The sequence below is a fragment of the Sphingobacterium sp. UBA6317 genome (assembly GCF_002440385.1).
Taxonomy (GTDB): Bacteria; Bacteroidota; Bacteroidia; order Sphingobacteriales; family Sphingobacteriaceae; genus Sphingobacterium; species Sphingobacterium multivorum.
In genome coordinates this window covers 32094-49818 of record NZ_DJTD01000034.1, presented here as the reverse complement: position 1 = coordinate 49818, position 17725 = coordinate 32094, and the positions used below count along the sequence as shown (strand labels likewise).

The 17725-nt window shown below is 38.6% G+C and carries 14 protein-coding genes; 9 read left to right on the top strand and 5 right to left on the bottom strand.

The features are described 5' to 3' along the window. The first annotated feature begins 165 nt into the window (after positions 1-165). Positions 166-2433, top strand: coding sequence for a cation:proton antiporter (locus tag B3E92_RS10340; RefSeq protein WP_112376232.1), 2268 nt, complete (start codon positions 166-168; stop codon positions 2431-2433). Between the two features lie 63 nt (positions 2434-2496). On the opposite strand, the gene B3E92_RS10335 is transcribed toward B3E92_RS10340, so the two are convergent. After that, a complete protein-coding gene (locus B3E92_RS10335; RefSeq protein WP_286896625.1) occupies positions 2497-3621 on the bottom strand; it encodes a DEAD/DEAH box helicase in 1125 nt (374 codons plus the stop codon). 186 nt (positions 3622-3807) lie between these two features. Then, positions 3808-3999, bottom strand: coding sequence for a cold-shock protein (locus tag B3E92_RS10330; RefSeq protein WP_046672944.1), 192 nt, complete (start codon positions 3997-3999; stop codon positions 3808-3810). A 573-nt stretch (positions 4000-4572) separates the two neighbouring features. On the opposite strand from B3E92_RS10330, the gene B3E92_RS10325 reads away from it, so the two are divergent. Continuing rightward, complete coding sequence (locus B3E92_RS10325; protein ID WP_070565333.1) at positions 4573-5856, top strand: Gfo/Idh/MocA family protein; 1284 nt, start codon at positions 4573-4575, stop codon at positions 5854-5856. 85 nt (positions 5857-5941) lie between these two features. Here the strand turns inward: B3E92_RS10325 and B3E92_RS10320 are convergent, their stop codons facing one another. Genes B3E92_RS10320 through B3E92_RS10310 form a run of 3 tightly spaced genes read right to left on the bottom strand, consistent with a single transcriptional unit; the run spans position 5942 to position 7848 of the window. Next, complete coding sequence (locus tag B3E92_RS10320; protein ID WP_286896622.1) at positions 5942-6559, bottom strand: alpha/beta hydrolase; 618 nt, start codon at positions 6557-6559, stop codon at positions 5942-5944. 24 nt (positions 6560-6583) lie between these two features. Next, entirely contained in the window at positions 6584-6883 is a 300-nt protein-coding gene (locus B3E92_RS10315; protein WP_286896619.1) for a GNAT family N-acetyltransferase, read from the bottom strand. Positions 6884-6921: 38 nt separating this feature from the next. After that, complete coding sequence (locus tag B3E92_RS10310) at positions 6922-7848, bottom strand: ring-cleaving dioxygenase (protein WP_286896615.1); 927 nt, start codon at positions 7846-7848, stop codon at positions 6922-6924. A 363-nt stretch (positions 7849-8211) separates the two neighbouring features. Between B3E92_RS10310 and B3E92_RS10305 the strand changes: the two genes are divergently transcribed. The 7 genes from B3E92_RS10305 (at position 8212) to B3E92_RS10275 (ending at position 17718) form a co-directional block, all read left to right on the top strand. Beyond that, entirely contained in the window at positions 8212-8697 is a 486-nt protein-coding gene (locus tag B3E92_RS10305) for a nuclear transport factor 2 family protein (protein WP_070565661.1), read from the top strand. Positions 8698-9153: 456 nt separating this feature from the next. After that, positions 9154-9654 carry a glycoside hydrolase family 16 protein gene (locus B3E92_RS10300; protein WP_286896612.1) on the top strand — a complete coding sequence of 167 codons (501 nt, stop codon included), beginning with the start codon at positions 9154-9156 and terminating at the stop codon, positions 9652-9654. Positions 9655-9798: 144 nt separating this feature from the next. Further along, complete coding sequence (locus B3E92_RS10295; protein ID WP_254667692.1) at positions 9799-10398, top strand: helix-turn-helix domain-containing protein; 600 nt, start codon at positions 9799-9801, stop codon at positions 10396-10398. A gap of 184 nt (positions 10399-10582) precedes the next feature. Then, complete coding sequence (locus B3E92_RS10290) at positions 10583-11923, top strand: DUF5690 family protein (RefSeq protein ID WP_286896610.1); 1341 nt, start codon at positions 10583-10585, stop codon at positions 11921-11923. A 32-nt stretch (positions 11924-11955) separates the two neighbouring features. Then, positions 11956-13110 carry a TIGR03364 family FAD-dependent oxidoreductase gene (locus B3E92_RS10285; RefSeq protein ID WP_286896606.1) on the top strand — a complete coding sequence of 385 codons (1155 nt, stop codon included), beginning with the start codon at positions 11956-11958 and terminating at the stop codon, positions 13108-13110. Positions 13111-13436: 326 nt separating this feature from the next. Continuing rightward, entirely contained in the window at positions 13437-17357 is a 3921-nt protein-coding gene (locus B3E92_RS10280; protein WP_286896603.1) for a response regulator, read from the top strand. 4 nt (positions 17358-17361) lie between these two features. After that, entirely contained in the window at positions 17362-17718 is a 357-nt protein-coding gene (locus B3E92_RS10275) for a response regulator transcription factor (protein WP_070570518.1), read from the top strand. Positions 17719-17725 lie beyond the last annotated feature (7 nt).

Genomic DNA, 17725 nt, shown 5'->3' with positions numbered 1-17725 from the left:
TTTGGTTCATTACATATTTTCTTAGACCTACCTGCTGAAAGGCATTAAAACTGCAACAGAATTATATTTTTGTTGAGAATGTATTTTATCCCCCCTTTGTTTAAAGAATATTGGTCGGGACTTAGTATGCTATTGTCATTATATTTATTTTAATTGCCATTGAAGATGAGGAGATATAGGAATACAATTTTCTACGTAGTGTTAGTGGGTACATTACTCGGTGTGATGTATTGGGTGATTCATTTGGGGACACAGCTGGAGGCTCCAGAGCTGCTGCGTGGACAGAAAACAAGTCAAGGTGCCTGGAACGATTTTACATCAACCTTATTCCATAGTCTGCAGCATCCGCTAGCGATATTACTGGCGCAAATCGTGACAATCATTATAGCTGCACGTATCATGGGCTGGATTTGCATAAAGATTAAGCAGCCTGTCGTCATAGGAGAGATGCTCGCCGGTATCATATTGGGGCCATCGTTGCTGGGACTCCATTTTCCCGAATTTTCGCATACACTTTTTCCTGTAGAATCGCTTAGTAACTTGCAGTTTCTGAGCCAAATTGGGCTAATCTTATTTATGTTTATCATTGGAATGGAGCTGGACCTGAATGTGCTGCGAAATAAAGCGCATGATGCTGTTGTCATTTCTCATGCAAGCATTGTGATCCCATTTACGTTGGGAATTTCACTGGCTTATTTTTTATACCTATTCCATCCACCCACAAATGTAGAGTTTCTATCCTACAGCTTGTTTATTGGTATTTCCATGAGTATAACAGCGTTTCCTGTTCTTGCTAGAATTATACAAGAAAGGGGATTGCAAAAAAGTAAGTTAGGTGCAATGGCGATTACCTGCGCTGCTGCAGACGATATTACAGCTTGGTGTATTCTGGCTGTCGTGATAGCAATTGTCAAAGCGGGTGATTTTGCTAGTGCATTATATACCATCGGGCTGGCTGTTGCCTATGTGCTCATCATGATTAAGATCGTTCGTCCATTTTTGATGCGCGTTGGAGAGGTAAAAGGAAGTAAAGAAGCACTAAGTAAGCCTGTTGTTGCTATTTTCTTTATTGTGCTGTTATTGTCGGCTTATGCGACCGAAGTAATCGGAATCCATGCACTTTTTGGAGCATTTATGGCCGGAGCTATTATGCCCGAAGGGAGTCGATTCCGGACAGCATTTATCGAAAAAATCGAAGATGTTTCAACCTTGTTACTATTACCTTTATTCTTTGTCTTTACAGGTCTCCGCACGCAGATCGGTCTGCTTAATGACCCTCAGTTATGGATGATTACCATTGGGATTATTTTGGTTGCGGTTATTGGTAAATTTGCAGGTAGTACGTTAGCGGCGCGCTTTGTGGGTCAAAGCTGGAAAGATAGTTTGAGTATTGGTGCCTTAATGAACACGCGGGGGCTAATGGAACTTATCGTCCTCAATATTGGATACGATCTTGGCGTTTTAAGTGCTGAATTATTTTCGATGATGGTTGTAATGGCGTTGGTCACTACTTTTATGACGGGACCATCTTTAGATTTAATCAATTTCCTCTATCGACCTAAGAAAAATTCACTACAGGAAGATTTCCGTGATAAATCAAAATTTAAGATTCTATTGTCTTTTGCGAAAAGTAACACGGGGATTTCACTATTGTATCTGGCTGATGCTTTAACATTGAAATCAAAAAAGAACGCTGAAATTACGGCATTACATATTGAGCCTGCCAACGAATTACATCATTATGAAGTGGAAATCCAGGAGCTGGATAGTTTCCGTGAAATCAAGCAGGTGGCGATGCAGATTGAGCAACCGATCCAGACAATTTTTAAAATCTCCAGTGATATTGACAGCGAGATTGTTCAAACTTCCAATGAGCGCAATCAGGACTTATTATTGTTGGGTGTCAGTGAATCAATTTATGAGGGAAGCTTACTGGGGCGTTTTTTAGATTTTACTACCCGGATTGTGAATCCCGAGAAGTTATTCCATACGGTTACAAATGCAGAGTCTCCTTTCATGACTTTCGATCGAAATCAGCAAATCAATGCTAAAGTAAATGCACAGGTAGGTATCTTAATCGATAAAAATTTTCTAAAGGCAAAGCGTGTGGTTGTTCCTGTTGTCTTAAAAAACGATGAATTTCTTGGTGAAATGATACAGCGTCTAATACAGCATTCCGATGCTCAAGTCATTGTGTGGGATCTCAACCAAGTGCTGAAAACCAATGAGAGCTTTAAAGAGAAATTGAGGCAATTGGAACAACTTGTACCAAATCATCTTACAATAACTGAAAAAGAGTTAAACCGTGAGACCTGGCAGGAGCAAGACTTAATGTTGATCAGCCTTCCCAGCTGGAACAAAATTGTCAATAAAAAAGTACATTGGCTTCCTTTCACGCCATCGACACTGTTGATGGCAGATCGCAAACCATAAATAAAACATAAAAGCCCCTAAATCCAATAATTTAGGGGCTTTTACTTGAGGTTTTATAAAGATCTATTTATTGATCTTTTCTATTTTGATTTTTAGTCCGATTAATTTTTCAATATCAGCTAAATATGGTCTTTCTTCTACATCGCAAAAAGAAACGGCTTTTCCTTCCTGGCCAGCTCTTCCTGTTCTTCCGATGCGATGAACGTAGGTTTCCGGTAAATTAGGGAGATCATAATTAATCACAAGGGGGAGTTGTTCGATATCAATTCCTCTTGCAGCAATATCGGTAGCGATCAATATTTTAAGATGACTGTCCTTAAATTCACCTAGCGCTTTTTGTCTCGCATTTTGAGATTTATTTCCGTGAATGGCTGCTGCTCTCAAACCATTTTTCGCAAGTAACTTAACGATTTTATCCGCTCCGTGTTTTGTTCGGGAGAAGACAATGGTACGCTCATGCTTCAGCTTTTTTAGTATGCTCGTCAATAATTTGATCTTATCCTTCTTTTCAACAAAAAATACAGATTGATTGACTTTCTCGGCCGTTGAGCTTACCGGGGTGACGTCAACTTCAATAGGTTTATGTAATATGCCATGTGCAAATTTACGGATATTGGGTGGCATCGTTGCCGAGAAGAATAATGTTTGTCGTTTTGACGGAACTTTGGCCAGGATCTTTTTGATGTCATGAATAAAGCCCATGTCCAGCATATTGTCCGCCTCGTCCAATATTAAGATTTCGATTTTATCTAGAGAAACTATTTTTTGATTCATTAAATCCAGTAAGCGGCCTGGGGTAGCTACAAGAATATCGACGCCCTTTTTAATTTCTTTAACTTGTTTTTCTTGGCTTACACCACCGAAAATAGTGCAGTAGTTTAGTTTTAGATATTTCCGGTATAAGTTTATATTGTCTCCAATTTGAATGGCTAGTTCACGTGTTGGCGTAAGGATCAAAGCCCTAATCGGAACGAGCTTACCTGAAGTCTTAGTTTCTTCAAGACGTTGTAAAAGCGGAAGTGCAAAAGCGGCGGTTTTGCCTGTTCCCGTTTGTGCACAACCAATAAGATCGTTGCCTTGCAATACAACTGGAATGGCTTTCTGTTGAATTGCAGTGGGGTGTGTGTAGCCTGTTTCTGTTATTGCTTTTAAAAGCGGAGCGATTAAACTGAGTTGTTTAAATTCCATAAATAGTATGTTCGAATTTGTCTTAAATAAAACCTTTGAGAATCCTTTTTATGCTTTTATTTGAAAACTAAAAGTCTTCAACGGAAAAGTAAAGGATTGCTGAAAAATTGTAAAGGAAGAATAGGAAAAAGAAATGGGATAAGTCATTAAGAATTACCCCATTAACAAGAAAGTGTATTTTTTGGATTACGCCAATTTTACATTTGTAGCGCTGATCCCCTTTGGAGTTCTTTCTACATCATAAGTTACAACGTCGCCTTCAGATACTTGGTTTTTAAGCGCAGAAACATGTACGAAAACATCTGCACTACCATCCTCTGGTGTAATAAAACCAAAACCTTTAGTTTCATTGAAAAATTTAATTTTACCTGTATTCATTATTTTTAATTAAGTGCGGCAAGGTAGGCATAATAAATGATTAATCTTTTATTTTTTTTAAATGAATTATAAAATGTGTTATGTAACTGAGGCTTTTTTTGAAGAAGATGTTGATTGGAACAGCGCTAGAGGAAGGAAATTATTGAACATAAATGCCTAATAAAACACAATCCCTCCAACCAATGTAACATGATCAATTAATAATTCCATTGTTAATAGTATTATTAATTATTTAGATAAATATTTTTTAAAATGTTTGTTCTTCGTGAAATTAGTATTAACTTCATGCGCCCCTCCCAAGGGCATGTTTTTCATAGGTAGATGTATGGTCGAGTGATTCTAACTCGACCATTTTTTCGTTTTGTCCATAAGGTTCCGCAACAATTGTCGATATATATTTTACAATGCTTTTTGCGAGCACCTAAATTCATTTTTGTATTTTCATCGAAGCAATTTGTTTTTATAATAAAGAACGTAATTCTTGTTAAATGGCATTCATCCAAGCATATGTAGTCTATTCGTATTTGATATTTAGATGATATCCGTTAAAAACAAAACTTAAACCAATATCCAATGAATAGAAAAGATTTTATCAAAACGTCTACTGTTTTAGCTGCTTCAACATTTTTTTTAAATGCGAAAGGTTCAACCTTTTTAGATCAATCCATCCGGGTTGGATTAATTGGTGTAAATGGTATGGGCTGGGCTGATTTGAATGCGCTGTTAAAGAATGATGGCTTGGTTTGTACCGCTCTTTGCGATGTGGATGAAAATATTCTTAAAAAGAGAGCGGAAGAACTTCAAAAAAGAAACATACATGTCGAAACATTTGTAGATTATAAAAAAATGCTCAACAGCCCAATGGTGGATGCGGTCATTATTGCAACTCCGGATCATTGGCATTGCCTGCAAATGATCGATGCCGTAAATGCGGGGAAACACGTCTATGTCGAAAAGCCTATTGGTAACTCTATCCTTGAATGTCAATTAATGGTTCAGGCGGCAAAAAAGAATAAGGCTATTGTGCAAGTTGGACAGTGGCAACGGAGCCAGCAACATTTCCAGGACGCCATTGATTTTGTTCATTCGGGTAAATTAGGTAAAATACGATTGGTGAAAGCTTGGTCTTATCAGGGGTGGAAAAGTGCTATTCCCATTGTACCCGATGAACCGGTTCCCGCAGGTGTGCATTATACGGAATGGCTAGGCCCGGCACAAAAAAGACCATTTAATTCGAATCGATTCCATTTTAATTTCCGCTGGTTTTGGGACTATGCGGGTGGTTTGATGACAGATTGGGGCGTGCATATGTTGGATTATGCTTTACTGGGGATGAAAGTTTCTGATCCAAAATCCATCATGGCCTCAGGAGGTAAGTTCGCATTCCCGGACGATGCTGGCCAAACGCCTGATACCATGACTGCCGTATATGAGTTTGAGGGCTTCAACATCCAATGGGAGCATGCTAAGGGTATTGATCTCGGACCTTATAATCGTAATCATGGTGTCGCATTTATTGGTAACAATGGTACGCTGGTGTTGAATAGATCGGGATGGGAGGTCATTCCAGAAAAAGGAAGGATGGAAGCGGTCTCTATCCAACCTTCTTTAGACAATGGCTTGGATAAACATATGGAAAATTTTGTGGCTGCCATTCGCCAACGTAATCCACAAATACTCCATGCACCAATTGAAGTAGGAGCCCATATTGCCATCTTTTCTCAATTGGGAAATATTGCATTTAGGACAGGACAAAAACTCTATTGGGATAAAGAACAACAGCATTTTACGGATCAGAAAGCGAATAGGTACCTGGCATCAGTTTATCATAATGGCTATAAATACCCTAAAGTCTAATGTGTCGAAAAAATTGGTTGTTGATTAATCATAGTTAATCAACAACCAATGGATCACTCTTACCAATGGATCATTTCTGTCTTTCTTAAAGAACGAATTCGTTTGCAAGATCGATCTCCTCGCGGTTGATGGAGTGGCCTGCGTTTTGATATACCATGAGCTTTACATTGGCATTCATTTGTTCTAAGATGGCTACTGTAGCTTCCACCCGTTCAAGAGGAACATGGAAATCTGGATCGCTAGTGCCTATAAAAATAGGTGTTTGAGCAAAGTCACCCTTGTAATTATCCCTGTTAATTTCTTCACCGATTACTCCGCCAATAATTGCTATAGCACCACCATAGCGTTGACCATGCCGTGTAAGGTATTCTAGTGTTAAACAGGCACCCTGAGAAAAACCAAAAAAATAGATGTTTTCGGTGAGGATTCCATTGGCTAAAGCTAGTTTGACCGTATGATCGATCAGATCAATTGCAGAACTCAACCAGGGGTCGTTCTCTTGTACGGGAGCAATAAAAGAATAGGGGTACCAGCTGTGATTTTCTGCCTGTGGTGCAAGTAACGCAAAATTATCGACATGAAGATAGGATGACATACCAAGGATGTCATCTGCACTTCCCCCACGACCATGGATCATGACGATGGCTTTTTTTGCCTGTTCCAAACTTTGCCCAGCCGTTTTAATATTGATTGAATGACTCATTTTGTCCCTTCTTTTTATGGTAATTTATACCGTTTTTTTAAACCAAACATCCTGATAAAGCTCTGGATGACGATGAAACTTTGCATTTACATAAGGACATAAAGGAACAATTTTCATGTTGTTTTCACGCGCATGAGATACCAATTTCTCAAGAAGTATTTTGGCAAATCCTCGGCCTTCATAAGCTTCGTCTACCTCTGTATGGTAAACTACTAAATTCCCGTCAATGATAGCGATGCTCATTAAACCTGCTTTGTGATCGTCGGAGAATAATTGGAGCTCCCCACGTTGATTTTTGTCTAATACAATTTCAGTTCTTTCCATAACTTTTTCTTTTGTAAAATGATTTTTATAAACTTTTATTAATCGATTTTTGGCAATGTCTGTTCAATCTGCGAACGATAGCTTTCATATTGTTTTGGCAATTTGAGTGCCGCTCCTAAAGTGGATAAGGGTTCATCTACTGTAAACCCGGGATTGTCTGTCGCGATTTCAAATAAGACACCGCCAGGTTCACGAAAATAGAGTGAGAAAAAGTAATCTCTATTTATTTTTTCTGTGATATTCAGCCCTGCCGAAAGGACCTTTTCGCGATACTCCATTAATACATTATCATCCTTTACCCGGAATGCGATATGATGGTTTGTGCCGGCCGCATTTTTGCCATAGGGCAGATTTTTATCCGCTATTATGTCGACAATGTTTGCTGTTTCAATGCTGTCAGTTGTTAATCTATAGCGGTTCTCATCCTGCTGATGAAACGAATAACCTAAAATATCGGTCAATACGCGTATAGTTGGATCTGCTTCTTTTAATGAAAGCGTGACATTATGGAATCCTTTTAGCGCATCATCTGCATTGATGTCGGTAGTTGTCCATGCCTTTCTAGGGTCGTTAGTTTCAATAAACTGAAGTTGCAATCCATCGGGATCATTAAATGAAATCAGCTTCTCTCCAAAAATCTCATTTTCCTGTAAACTAATCTGATGTTCCGCTAAGCGATTTTTCCAGAAATCCAAACTCCCTTGAGGTACGGCATAGCCAATATGAGTCGCCATTCCCGCTCCCGGAGTACCCTTTCCGATACCTTCCCAAGGGAAAAACGTAAGAATCGTTCCTGGTTCGCCCTGTTCATTACCGAAATAGAAGTGGTAGGTGCTTGGGTCGTCGAAATTAACTGTTTTTTTGACAAGGCGTACGCCCAGTACTTTTGTATAGAAATCGAGATTTCGCTTTGCATTGTCTGCTATCGCCGTAATGTGATGTAGTCCTAATATTTTATTTTCCATAGCTGATAATTTTATTTTCTTAACTGACGTAAAGTTACATCGCGCAATAAGGAATTTTATTGAACTAGATTAATAAAAGCGATAATTGTCATTTTTGTTTTTATAGTAATACTGATTTTCGAAAATATATAAAAAACACCTGAAGTTGGGGACTTCAGGTGTTTAACCTAACCAATTATTAACCTAAATTTATGAAATGTATATTTCTGAATATTATACTATAGGAATAAATCCAATTATCATGCCAATATTTATAAAGTAAAAGACCTCAGATAAAAGCTGTTTATATTGTATAAATTAGGTAAATTGGAGTGTGCTAAGGTGAGGTGTGAATCGATGACTTCAATTAAAATGGATTTAAAGATGAAAAATAGAATAATGGTTAAGGTTATGACTTTCTCTGTTTTATTGCTAACGCTGGGTTGTCAGCAACCTTCGACAGATGAATCCAAAGAAGCTGCGCAAAAACAACTTGACGAAAACAAAGAGAATAAAAGAATCGTTTTAGATTTTTATCAGCAAATGTTTGGTGATAAGGATATTTCTGCAGTTGACAAGTACATTTCTCCTCAGTATATCCAACATAATCCCGCTGTTGCGGATGGGGCGGCAGCGTTTAAGCTCGCTGCGACAAAGTGGTTTGAAGGGCAGCCTAAGACAAAGATTGATGTACAGCATATTGCTTCGGACGGCGACTTGGTCTTCATACACCTAAAAAATAAGAATCCAGATGGTAGCCTTAAATCGACAATCGATATCTTCAGATTGGAAGAAGGTAAAATCGTAGAGCATTGGGACGCGCAGCAAGATGTACCTAAGAACGCGGCAAATGCTCACCCTATGTTTTAAGGACTTTGCGCAATCTCATTTTTTGCGTTTGAATCTTTGTTTCTATTAATTTTTAGCGGAGTTGTCGGTTATGGTAATTTATGTCTAAATTTAGGCCTAAATCATTTTTTGCGAAACCACTATTTTAATTATGAAGAGAGTCCTAAGCCTAAGTTGTTTTTTCTTACTATTTTCTGCATGTAGTGTTCATTATAGTCCAAAAGAATATCCTTATGTGTATATGCAAAAGAAGGATCGTGAGCTTAAAGAATGGAAGCTGGTATGGGAAGAAAACTTCAATTCCCCAAAACTAGATAGTAGTAAATGGTCCCGGATTCCAGCAGGGGAAGCCGATTGGAATCGGCATATGAGCATGGATGACGCCTGTTTTGGATGGGAAAATGGTGAGTTAATTCTTAAAGGAATAAAAAATACAGACAAAAATAGCGATTCAAGACCATTTTTGACAGGCGGGATATGGAGCAAGGGGAAGTTTGCTTTTCAGTACGGACGCATAGAAATCAGAGCCAAGCTAGGAAGTGCAAAAGGAGCATGGCCTGCCATGTGGATGCTGGCGGAGTTGGACAAGTATGGGAAAAATATCCTAGAAATGGTGAAATCGATATTATGGAGCATCTTAATTTTGACAATATCATATACCAGACCACGCATTCCTATTATACGTTGGATCTGGGGCAAAAGGAGAATCCGAAACATTTTGGTACCGCTTCGGTCAACATTGACGCGTATAATATATATGGTATAAGCTGGTATCCCGACCGTATCGTATTTCAGTTAAATGGTGTTGACACCTTTACTTACCCAAGAGTTGATGGTGTAGATCCCTCTCAGTGGCCTTATGATCAACCCTTTTATCTTTTGATTGACCAACAGTTGGGCGGAAGCTGGGTTGGTGAAGTGAATCAAGACAAGCTACCCGTTGAGATGCGTGTTGACTGGGTTAAAGTTTACCAATAGTACTCACCAATGCTGAGCAAAATGAATGATGAAAAAAAATCTACTGTTATTGAACCTTAGTTTTCTGAGAACAGTAAAATATCATAATTTTATAGGTGACCTATGATTAAGTGATAAAAACTTAATATACACGACATCATAAAAATGTTTACTTTTGGCCAAGTTATGGAAGATAATACGATATTCAAGATTAGCAATAAAATTAAGGAAATTCGAAAAGAAAAAGGAATTACCATACAGGAAGTTGCCGATAGAGCGGGTGTAAGCAAGGGGCTTATTTCGCAGATTGAAAATAACAGAACAATACCCTCCTTACTCGTATTGATTAATATCATCAATGCACTGAATATTGATCTTAACGAGTTTTTTAAAGATTTTAATTCTGAATTGGATTCAGGCCCTGTGGTCGTTCGGAAAAAAGATACGTATAGTCCGTTTGAAAAAGAGTCGGCGATAGGTTTTCATTATAAACGGATTTTTACAACTGCGATGGATAGTTCGACCATGGATATTGTTCTTTTGGAGTTGCTTCCAGATGCAGAACGCCCCATGGTGGAGACCGAAGCCTATGAATATAAATATATCATTAGCGGACAGGTGGAGTATATCTTCAATGATCAAAAAATTAGCTTAGCGGAGGGCGATTCGATTTTCTTTAATGGACGACTATCACATACACCGCGCAATGTTGGAAATGGAAAGGCCGTCATGCTAATTGTATACTTTTTTGAAAATAAGAAATAGATAATAACACGTTAAGTATTAGAGCATCATTGAATCATTCAATGATGCTTTTTTTATTTTATACTTTTCGTATTACAAATGGATAATTATATTTGTTTATAAATACTTAACAAAAGTTTAGTCTTGTGTTAATTTCCAAAATTTACTTTTGATTGCGGACGATGAGGTCTGTTAACAAGTTTAGATGATGGAGTTAAACCAACGAATAAAACGACGCATAAATAGACTGGATGAGAAATCTGTGGCTATTGTTCTGGCTGTTACAGCATTTTTATGTTATACGAGTATGTATTCATTTAGAAAGTCATTTACGGCATCTGCCTTTGCAAATGATACTATTTTTGGTGTCGATTATAAAGTCTGTATGGTGGTCATTCAAATGCTGGGCTATTTGTTGTCAAAGTTCTATGGCATTAAATTTATTTCTGAAAGTAAACAACGTAATAGAGGACGGTATTTAATCGCATTGATTTGTATTTCATGGATAGGGCTTTTGGCATTTGCGCTTTGTCCAAGGCCTTGGAATGTTGTCTTTCTTTTTATCAATGGTTTTCCATTGGGAATGGTTTGGGGATTGGTATTTAGTTATTTAGAAGGAAGGCGTTTTACAGAGATTATGGGGGCAGTAATGTCCGTGAGTCTGATTTTTGCTTCTGGACTGATAAAAACTGTTGGACGGTGGTTGGTGTCTTCTTTTCATATTAATGAATTTTGGATGCCATTTTTGACGGGTTTACTTTTTTTTCTACCCTTTATTTTGTGCGTATGGATACTTGAAAATGCCCCAGAACCTACAACGGAGGATAAGAAGCTACGGACAGAACGCGTTGCAATGGACAGTCAAATGCGAAAACACTTTTTTAAAACCTTTATGCCCGGGATTGTATTGACTATTATCGTGTACACGATGCTTACTATTTTACGTGACGTGCGGGATAACTTTGAGGTAGAAATCTGGCAGATGTTACATGTAAAAGGAGCGGGTATTTTTGCAAAAGTTGATGGGACTATTTCATTAATTGTATTGCTGTTGGTGAGTTGTCTTATCATGGTTAAAAACAATCTTAAAGCGTTTAAGTTGATTCACTATATGATCATTATGGGTTTCCTTACTGCAGGTATTTCTACCTATTTGTTTACGAGGCAATGGATTGATGGTTTAAGTTGGATGTTGCTCGTCGGTTTGGGGTTATATATGGCATACATTCCTTATAACGCTATATTTTTTGAAAGAATGATCGCTACATATCGTATGAAAAGTAATATTGGTTTTGTGATGTATATGGCTGATTCAATCGGCTATTTGGGTAGTTTTCTGATATTGGTGAACAAAGAGTTTATGCCAAATTCTGTTACTTGGGGAAATTACTTTATTCAATTGGTTTTTTCGGCGTCTATTATCGGAGCGATTTTGGGCATCTTCTCCCTACTTTATTTTATTCGAAAAAAAGAACAGATGAAAGAAAGCGACGATGAGTTGTTGGCTCCTTGGCATGCGACAAAAGGAGAAGTACAAATTAGTTAACTATACTTTTTTATGATATTCTATTTATAAAGATGAAAACAAATACATATGATTTAATTATTGTTGGGGGCGGGATTTTAGGGACCTTTCATGCCTATCATGCGTTACAAAAGGGGTTACGTGTGCTCCAACTCGAAAAGGATAATTTTCCCGTGGGATCTACCGTTCGTAATTTTGGACAAGTAGTGCCATCGGGGATGGCCGGTGAATGGTTTGATTATGGTGTACGTGGACTTGAAATATATCAATCTATTCAGCGGGAGATGGATATATCCGTTAGAAAAAATGGTAGTATCTATATTGCTTCAGATAATGATGAAGTTCAGGTACTTCATGAGTTATCTAAGCATTATCAAGCGAAAGGATATGAACATGAACTTTGGTCGAAGGAACAGGTTTTATTGAAATATCCTGTGATGAATGCTAGTTATGTTAAAGAGGCCATCTTTTTTCCGCAGGAACTCAGTGTAGAACCCGAGTCAATGATTAGACAGCTGCATATTTATATGCAAAATAAGTTTGTGGACTATACGTTGAAATACGATACGACAATTGTGGCCTGCGAGGATAAAAATGATGCTGTTGTTGTCACAAGCAGTACGTTGCAAAACTTTGAAGGGAAGAAATTGCTTATTTGCAATGGATACGAGTTTAAAATTTTATATCGTTCCTTATTTGACAATAGTGGACTTGAAATTAGTAAGTTGCAAATGATGAGAACGAAACCTTTGGCCCATATCCATTTGCCAGGGAATATTTTAACAGGACTGACCATTCGTCGATACGAGAGTTTTGAAGAATACTGCCCATCTTTTCAAACAATTCCATTGCCTGATCACTATCAGGAGCTACGCAATTATGGAATTCATATACTTTTTAAACAGGCCACGGATGGTAGTATTATTATCGGTGATTCGCACGAATATGCAGCGGGCAACAGACTGGATGAATTGTGCTTCGCTGTGAATTCCTATATCAATGAATTGATGATTACAGAAGCCAACCGTATCATGCCGATGGAGCGTGCCTCGATTTCATCCTCTTGGGCAGGTTATTATTCGCAGCACAAAGATCATATTCTTGAAATCGACGTTAGCTCAAAGATACATGTTAGAACCGGTATCGGAGGGAAGGGAATGACAGCAAGTGCCGGCTATGCCGAACAGAGTATTGAAAAACTTTTTTAACTTATACCTATCGCAGAGCCCCGCTATCACATTTAGCGGGGCTCGTTCGTTTTTAAGCTATTTTCTGGATCAATTTATCCAAATGCACTGTAGAATTAACGTTCCCGCTTTCTTAATAAGGTAAAAACGATATAAAATTCAATTAGTAAATAACTAAATTATGAAGAAGGCGTATGAATAATCTTTTTATAGCATCAACTATTTTTGCAGTTGATTGTTCTTTATAAAACATTTATCTGAGCAATATTTCCTTATTGTTTAGGCGTTAAACAATGTTTTTATTAACTTCACGGTCACAATAAACCAGATCTAAATAGTAGAAGTGAATGGCAAATAATGTTTTTCCTGAAAATGAGTTAAGAAGGATAGAAAAATTAAAGTCCTATGAGTTAATGGGACTCGGGAAAGACCCTGAGCTGGATGTTTTTGCGCAGGCGGCCTGTCTGATTACAGATTGTCCCGCAGCGCTAATTGCCATGATGGAGCAAGACACACAACGTATTCAAAGTTGCGTTGGTATGGAGCTGGATACCGTTGACAGGAAGAATACAGTCTGTCAATACACCATAATGAGTAAGGAGGTCCTCGTCATTGAAGATACTTTTGAAGACCCACGCTCATCTTCCAATCCATTGATTCGCGAGGGAAATATCCGTTTTTATGCCGGCGTTCCGCTCCTGGATGATGATGGCGATGCGCTTGGAACGATCTGTGTCATTGATTTCCACCCGAAAACGCTTTCGGATAAACAAAAAGACTCGTTGGAGGAGCTGGGCAAGGCAGTAACCAAAATATTATTGGGAAAAAAACGAAAAGTTCAGGCTGGTTATTTCTCCGAAATTTTTCACTTGACGAACAATATTATTTGTGTATTGGATGAGGCGCGCAAGGTAAAAGAAGTTAACCCCGCATTTAGTAAAGTCCTGGGATTGTCCAGGTCGAATAGTTTAGGCAAATCTATTTTTACCTTATTGGGAGATACTGAAAGGGAATTAGTGTCGGACTTAGGTCGGGTTGAGGAAACCAAATACGGCGTTCAATCAACGAGTAGGACTAAAATAGAGAATGGCCAAGTTGTTGAAATTGAATGGCATTTCAAATATGATCCAATAAATCATGATATTCTGGCTTTTGGCAGAAACGTAACAAAAGAGCGCGAAGAAAAACTCAAGTTGGAGAATTCTGAACGTAGATTCCGTAGCTTTTTTGAAAATGCGATCGGTTTGATGAGCATGCATGACTTGGACGGTAATATTCTATCCGTTAATGAAAAAGGAAGGGAGATATTGCGGTATGCCAAAGAAGAGGTAAAAGGACTTAACCTCAAGAAATTGGTGCCGTCTCATCATGTCGGTCTTGTTGAAGACTATCTCAAACGTATTGCAAGCAACAAAGAGGACTCGGGAATGATGGTTCTTCAAACAAAAGATGGTGAAGACATTTCTTGGCTATACCATAATATGTTGGAAACGGATGAAAATGGACGATCTTATGTTGTCAGTACGGCCTTGAATATGACGGATCGACTGCGCCTTGAAAATGATCTTTTGCATACCAAACAAATCCTGGAGCAGACCAATGCTGTCGCTCAGGTAGGCGGATGGGAGGTCAATTTAGCTGAAAACAAGGTCTATTGGTCCGACTCCACGAAGTTAATTCATGGTGTGGATCCTGATTTTACACCTGATTTTGAACATGCAATCGGATTTTATGAGCCGGAAAGCCAGGTTATTTTGCGTGGAACTTTTGAAAACGCCGTTAAAACAAGAACACCCTATGATACCGAATTGCGTCTATTAAAACAAGATGGTGAATCAATTTGGGTGCGGGTAAAAGGTATTCCCGAATTTGAAAATGATGTGTGTAAACGTGTTTTTGGAATTATTCAGGATATTGATAAAAGTAAATCGCTATTCTTGGAACTGGAACGCAAAGAATCTATGTTACGGGCTTTTGTGGATTATGTTCCTGCTTCGGTTGCTATGTTTGACCGAGACTTTAACTATATTTCGGTGAGTAATCAATGGTTGGAAGATTTTCACGAAGGAGTAAGTTTGCCGCCAAATAGTAACTTTTTTCAATTGTTTCCAAATATACCGGAAAATAGAAAAAAAATCTACCTTGATGCGCTGGAGGGAATACCGTATAAGAATACGGATGAAGTCATACAGGCTGGTGGACTTGCCGAAGCACAACATTTCAATTGGGAAGTAAGACCGTGGCATCTCGCTGATGGAAGTATAGGTGGTATCATTATTTTTACACAAAATATCACTGAATCGGTTAAAATAAATGATGAATTAAAATTAGCGAAAGAGTTGGCCGATCTGGCGAGTAAGGCAAAGTCCGAATTCCTCGCCAATATGAGTCACGAAATTCGAACGCCATTGAACGGTGTGATTGGATTCTCCGATTTGTTATTAAAAACACCATTAAATGACACACAGTTACAATACTTAGGCTATATCAATGAATCTGGAAATAGCTTACTCAATATTATTAATGATATTTTAGACTTTTCAAAAATCGAATCCGGTAAGCTTGAATTATTTGTCGATAAGTATAATGTATATGATGTAGCGAATCAGGTTATTAATGTTGTTCTCTATCAAGCACAACGCAAAGAAGTCGAACTGCTTTTGAACATTGAACAGGGGCTGCCGGCTTTTGTTTGGATTGATGAGGCACGTATTAAGCAAGTATTGGTGAATCTATTAGGTAACGCCGTTAAGTTTACGGAAAAAGGTGAGATTGAATTTAAGATCAGTAAACTTCGCAACGATGAGGATAAATTGACCTTACGTTTTTCGGTTAGAGATACGGGGATAGGAATTCCACCAGAGAAACAACAACGCATCTTTGATGCCTTTACACAAGAAGATAGCTCCGTCAGTAAACGATACGGCGGCACGGGACTAGGCTTGACAATCTCCAATAACCTCCTGAAATACATGGGTAGTAAATTGAATCTGGAAAGCGAACTGGGCGTCGGATCGACGTTCTATTTTGATATCGAGGTCCGATGCGAAGAAATGGAGGAGGAAGATACAGACTTACCGTTAAATCGTGTCCTCGTTGTCGATGACAATGCTAATAATCGGATTATCCTTCAACATATGTTGGCCTATAAAAACGTTGAGTCTGTCCTCGCAGAAAACGGTATGGAAGCCTTACAGTTGCTGATGAAAGGTGAACGATTCGATGTGATTTTAATGGACTATCATATGCCTATCTTATCGGGTCTGGAAACGATAGAAAAGATTAAGGAACTCTTTAGAAAACAAGAAGAAGGCATTCCATTGATTGTATTACATACTTCCTCGGAAGAGCATGAGGTGATTTCTGCATTTAGACAGGAGGAGCGGTCATTCTGTCTACTTAAGCCGATTAAATCTGAAGAACTGTATTCGACTTTAAGAAGGGCGATACAACAAAATAGGGAAGATGCTGTGCAAGTAAAGGCGAATGCAAACTTATCGTTATCATCAGATTCGTACGGTCAAGACGTTCAGGTGCTCCTGGCAGACGACAATGCCGTTAATATGGCGCTTAATTTACGCATGATGGCTAGTATCATGCCTGGCGCCCAGTTAACCGAAGTTTCTGACGGAGCCCAAGCCATTCGTGCTTGCAAAGAGAAACAATTTGATTTTATTTTGATGGATGTTCAGATGCCCGAGGTCGATGGTATTGAAGCAACCAAACAGATCCGGCAAATGTCATCCTATGCTGAGACACCTATTATCGGTGTTACTGCCGGTAATATTTCAGGCGAAAAGGAACGCTGTCTGGAAGCGGGAATGTCAGACTTTCTAGCTAAACCTATTCGTCAACAGGATTTATTCAAGGCCTTGGAAAAAGCCATGTTATCGGTTAAACCCAGTGCTGCCGAAGCCTCGGATCTGGAAGATTTGGACGAGCATCTGGATATGCGACGGCTGGAAGAACAGGCTGGCGATGATCCCGCATTTTTAACCTTTTTTCTGGATTTGGTCGTCCGGGAAATAAAGGGGTCTAGAAAGCAGTTAAAGGAGGCCATTGATACAAACGATATTGTACGCATCAAAGAACTCCTTCATAAGTTGCGGGGAACTTCATCGACAGCCGGACTTATTAAATTGGCTCAAATGACCAAGGACCTTGAGATCAGCCCAACGATTGAAACAGACCTTGCGATCGCTTTTGTGGCAATCGAACAAGAAATGGATATCGGATTGGAATTAATTGCAAAAATCTTAAATAAATAATGATATGTTGATTTTAATAGCGGAAGACGACGAATTGATACTACGTACTGTTGAACACAAATTAGTGAAAGAAGGACACGAAGTGGTGCTGACCAGAAATGGCCGTGAAGCCATCGAGAAAATTAATGAACTGAATTTGGATTTAGTTGTAACGGATATTATGATGCCCTTTGCTTCTGGTATTGAAATTCTTTCGGCAATAAAGAGTATCGGAAAGAAAATCCCGGTTATTGTATTATCGAGTATGGGCCAAGAGGAGGTCGTGGTGGATGCATTTGATTTAGGCGCATCTGATTTTATGGTTAAGCCATTTAGTCCAAACGAACTGATTCTTAGGATAAAACGCCTGATAAATAAATAAAATTATG

What these genes read in the sequence shown, in the direction of transcription:
- B3E92_RS10340 (WP_112376232.1), top strand. Translation starts at nt 166, where the DNA reads ATGAGGAGATATAGGAATACAATTTTCTACGTAGTGTTAGTGGGTACA.
- B3E92_RS10335 (WP_286896625.1), bottom strand. Translation starts at nt 3,621, where the DNA reads ATGGAATTTAAACAACTCAGTTTAATCGCTCCGCTTTTAAAAGCAATA.
- B3E92_RS10330 (WP_046672944.1), bottom strand. Translation starts at nt 3,999, where the DNA reads ATGAATACAGGTAAAATTAAATTTTTCAATGAAACTAAAGGTTTTGGT.
- B3E92_RS10325 (WP_070565333.1), top strand. Translation starts at nt 4,573, where the DNA reads ATGAATAGAAAAGATTTTATCAAAACGTCTACTGTTTTAGCTGCTTCA.
- B3E92_RS10320 (WP_286896622.1), bottom strand. Translation starts at nt 6,559, where the DNA reads ATGAGTCATTCAATCAATATTAAAACGGCTGGGCAAAGTTTGGAACAG.
- B3E92_RS10315 (WP_286896619.1), bottom strand. Translation starts at nt 6,883, where the DNA reads ATGGAAAGAACTGAAATTGTATTAGACAAAAATCAACGTGGGGAGCTC.
- B3E92_RS10310 (WP_286896615.1), bottom strand. Translation starts at nt 7,848, where the DNA reads ATGGAAAATAAAATATTAGGACTACATCACATTACGGCGATAGCAGAC.
- B3E92_RS10305 (WP_070565661.1), top strand. Translation starts at nt 8,212, where the DNA reads ATGAAAAATAGAATAATGGTTAAGGTTATGACTTTCTCTGTTTTATTG.
- B3E92_RS10300 (WP_286896612.1), top strand. Translation starts at nt 9,154, where the DNA reads ATGGAGCAAGGGGAAGTTTGCTTTTCAGTACGGACGCATAGAAATCAG.
- B3E92_RS10295 (WP_254667692.1), top strand. Translation starts at nt 9,799, where the DNA reads ATGTTTACTTTTGGCCAAGTTATGGAAGATAATACGATATTCAAGATT.
- B3E92_RS10290 (WP_286896610.1), top strand. Translation starts at nt 10,583, where the DNA reads ATGATGGAGTTAAACCAACGAATAAAACGACGCATAAATAGACTGGAT.
- B3E92_RS10285 (WP_286896606.1), top strand. Translation starts at nt 11,956, where the DNA reads ATGAAAACAAATACATATGATTTAATTATTGTTGGGGGCGGGATTTTA.
- B3E92_RS10280 (WP_286896603.1), top strand. Translation starts at nt 13,437, where the DNA reads ATGGCAAATAATGTTTTTCCTGAAAATGAGTTAAGAAGGATAGAAAAA.
- B3E92_RS10275 (WP_070570518.1), top strand. Translation starts at nt 17,362, where the DNA reads ATGTTGATTTTAATAGCGGAAGACGACGAATTGATACTACGTACTGTT.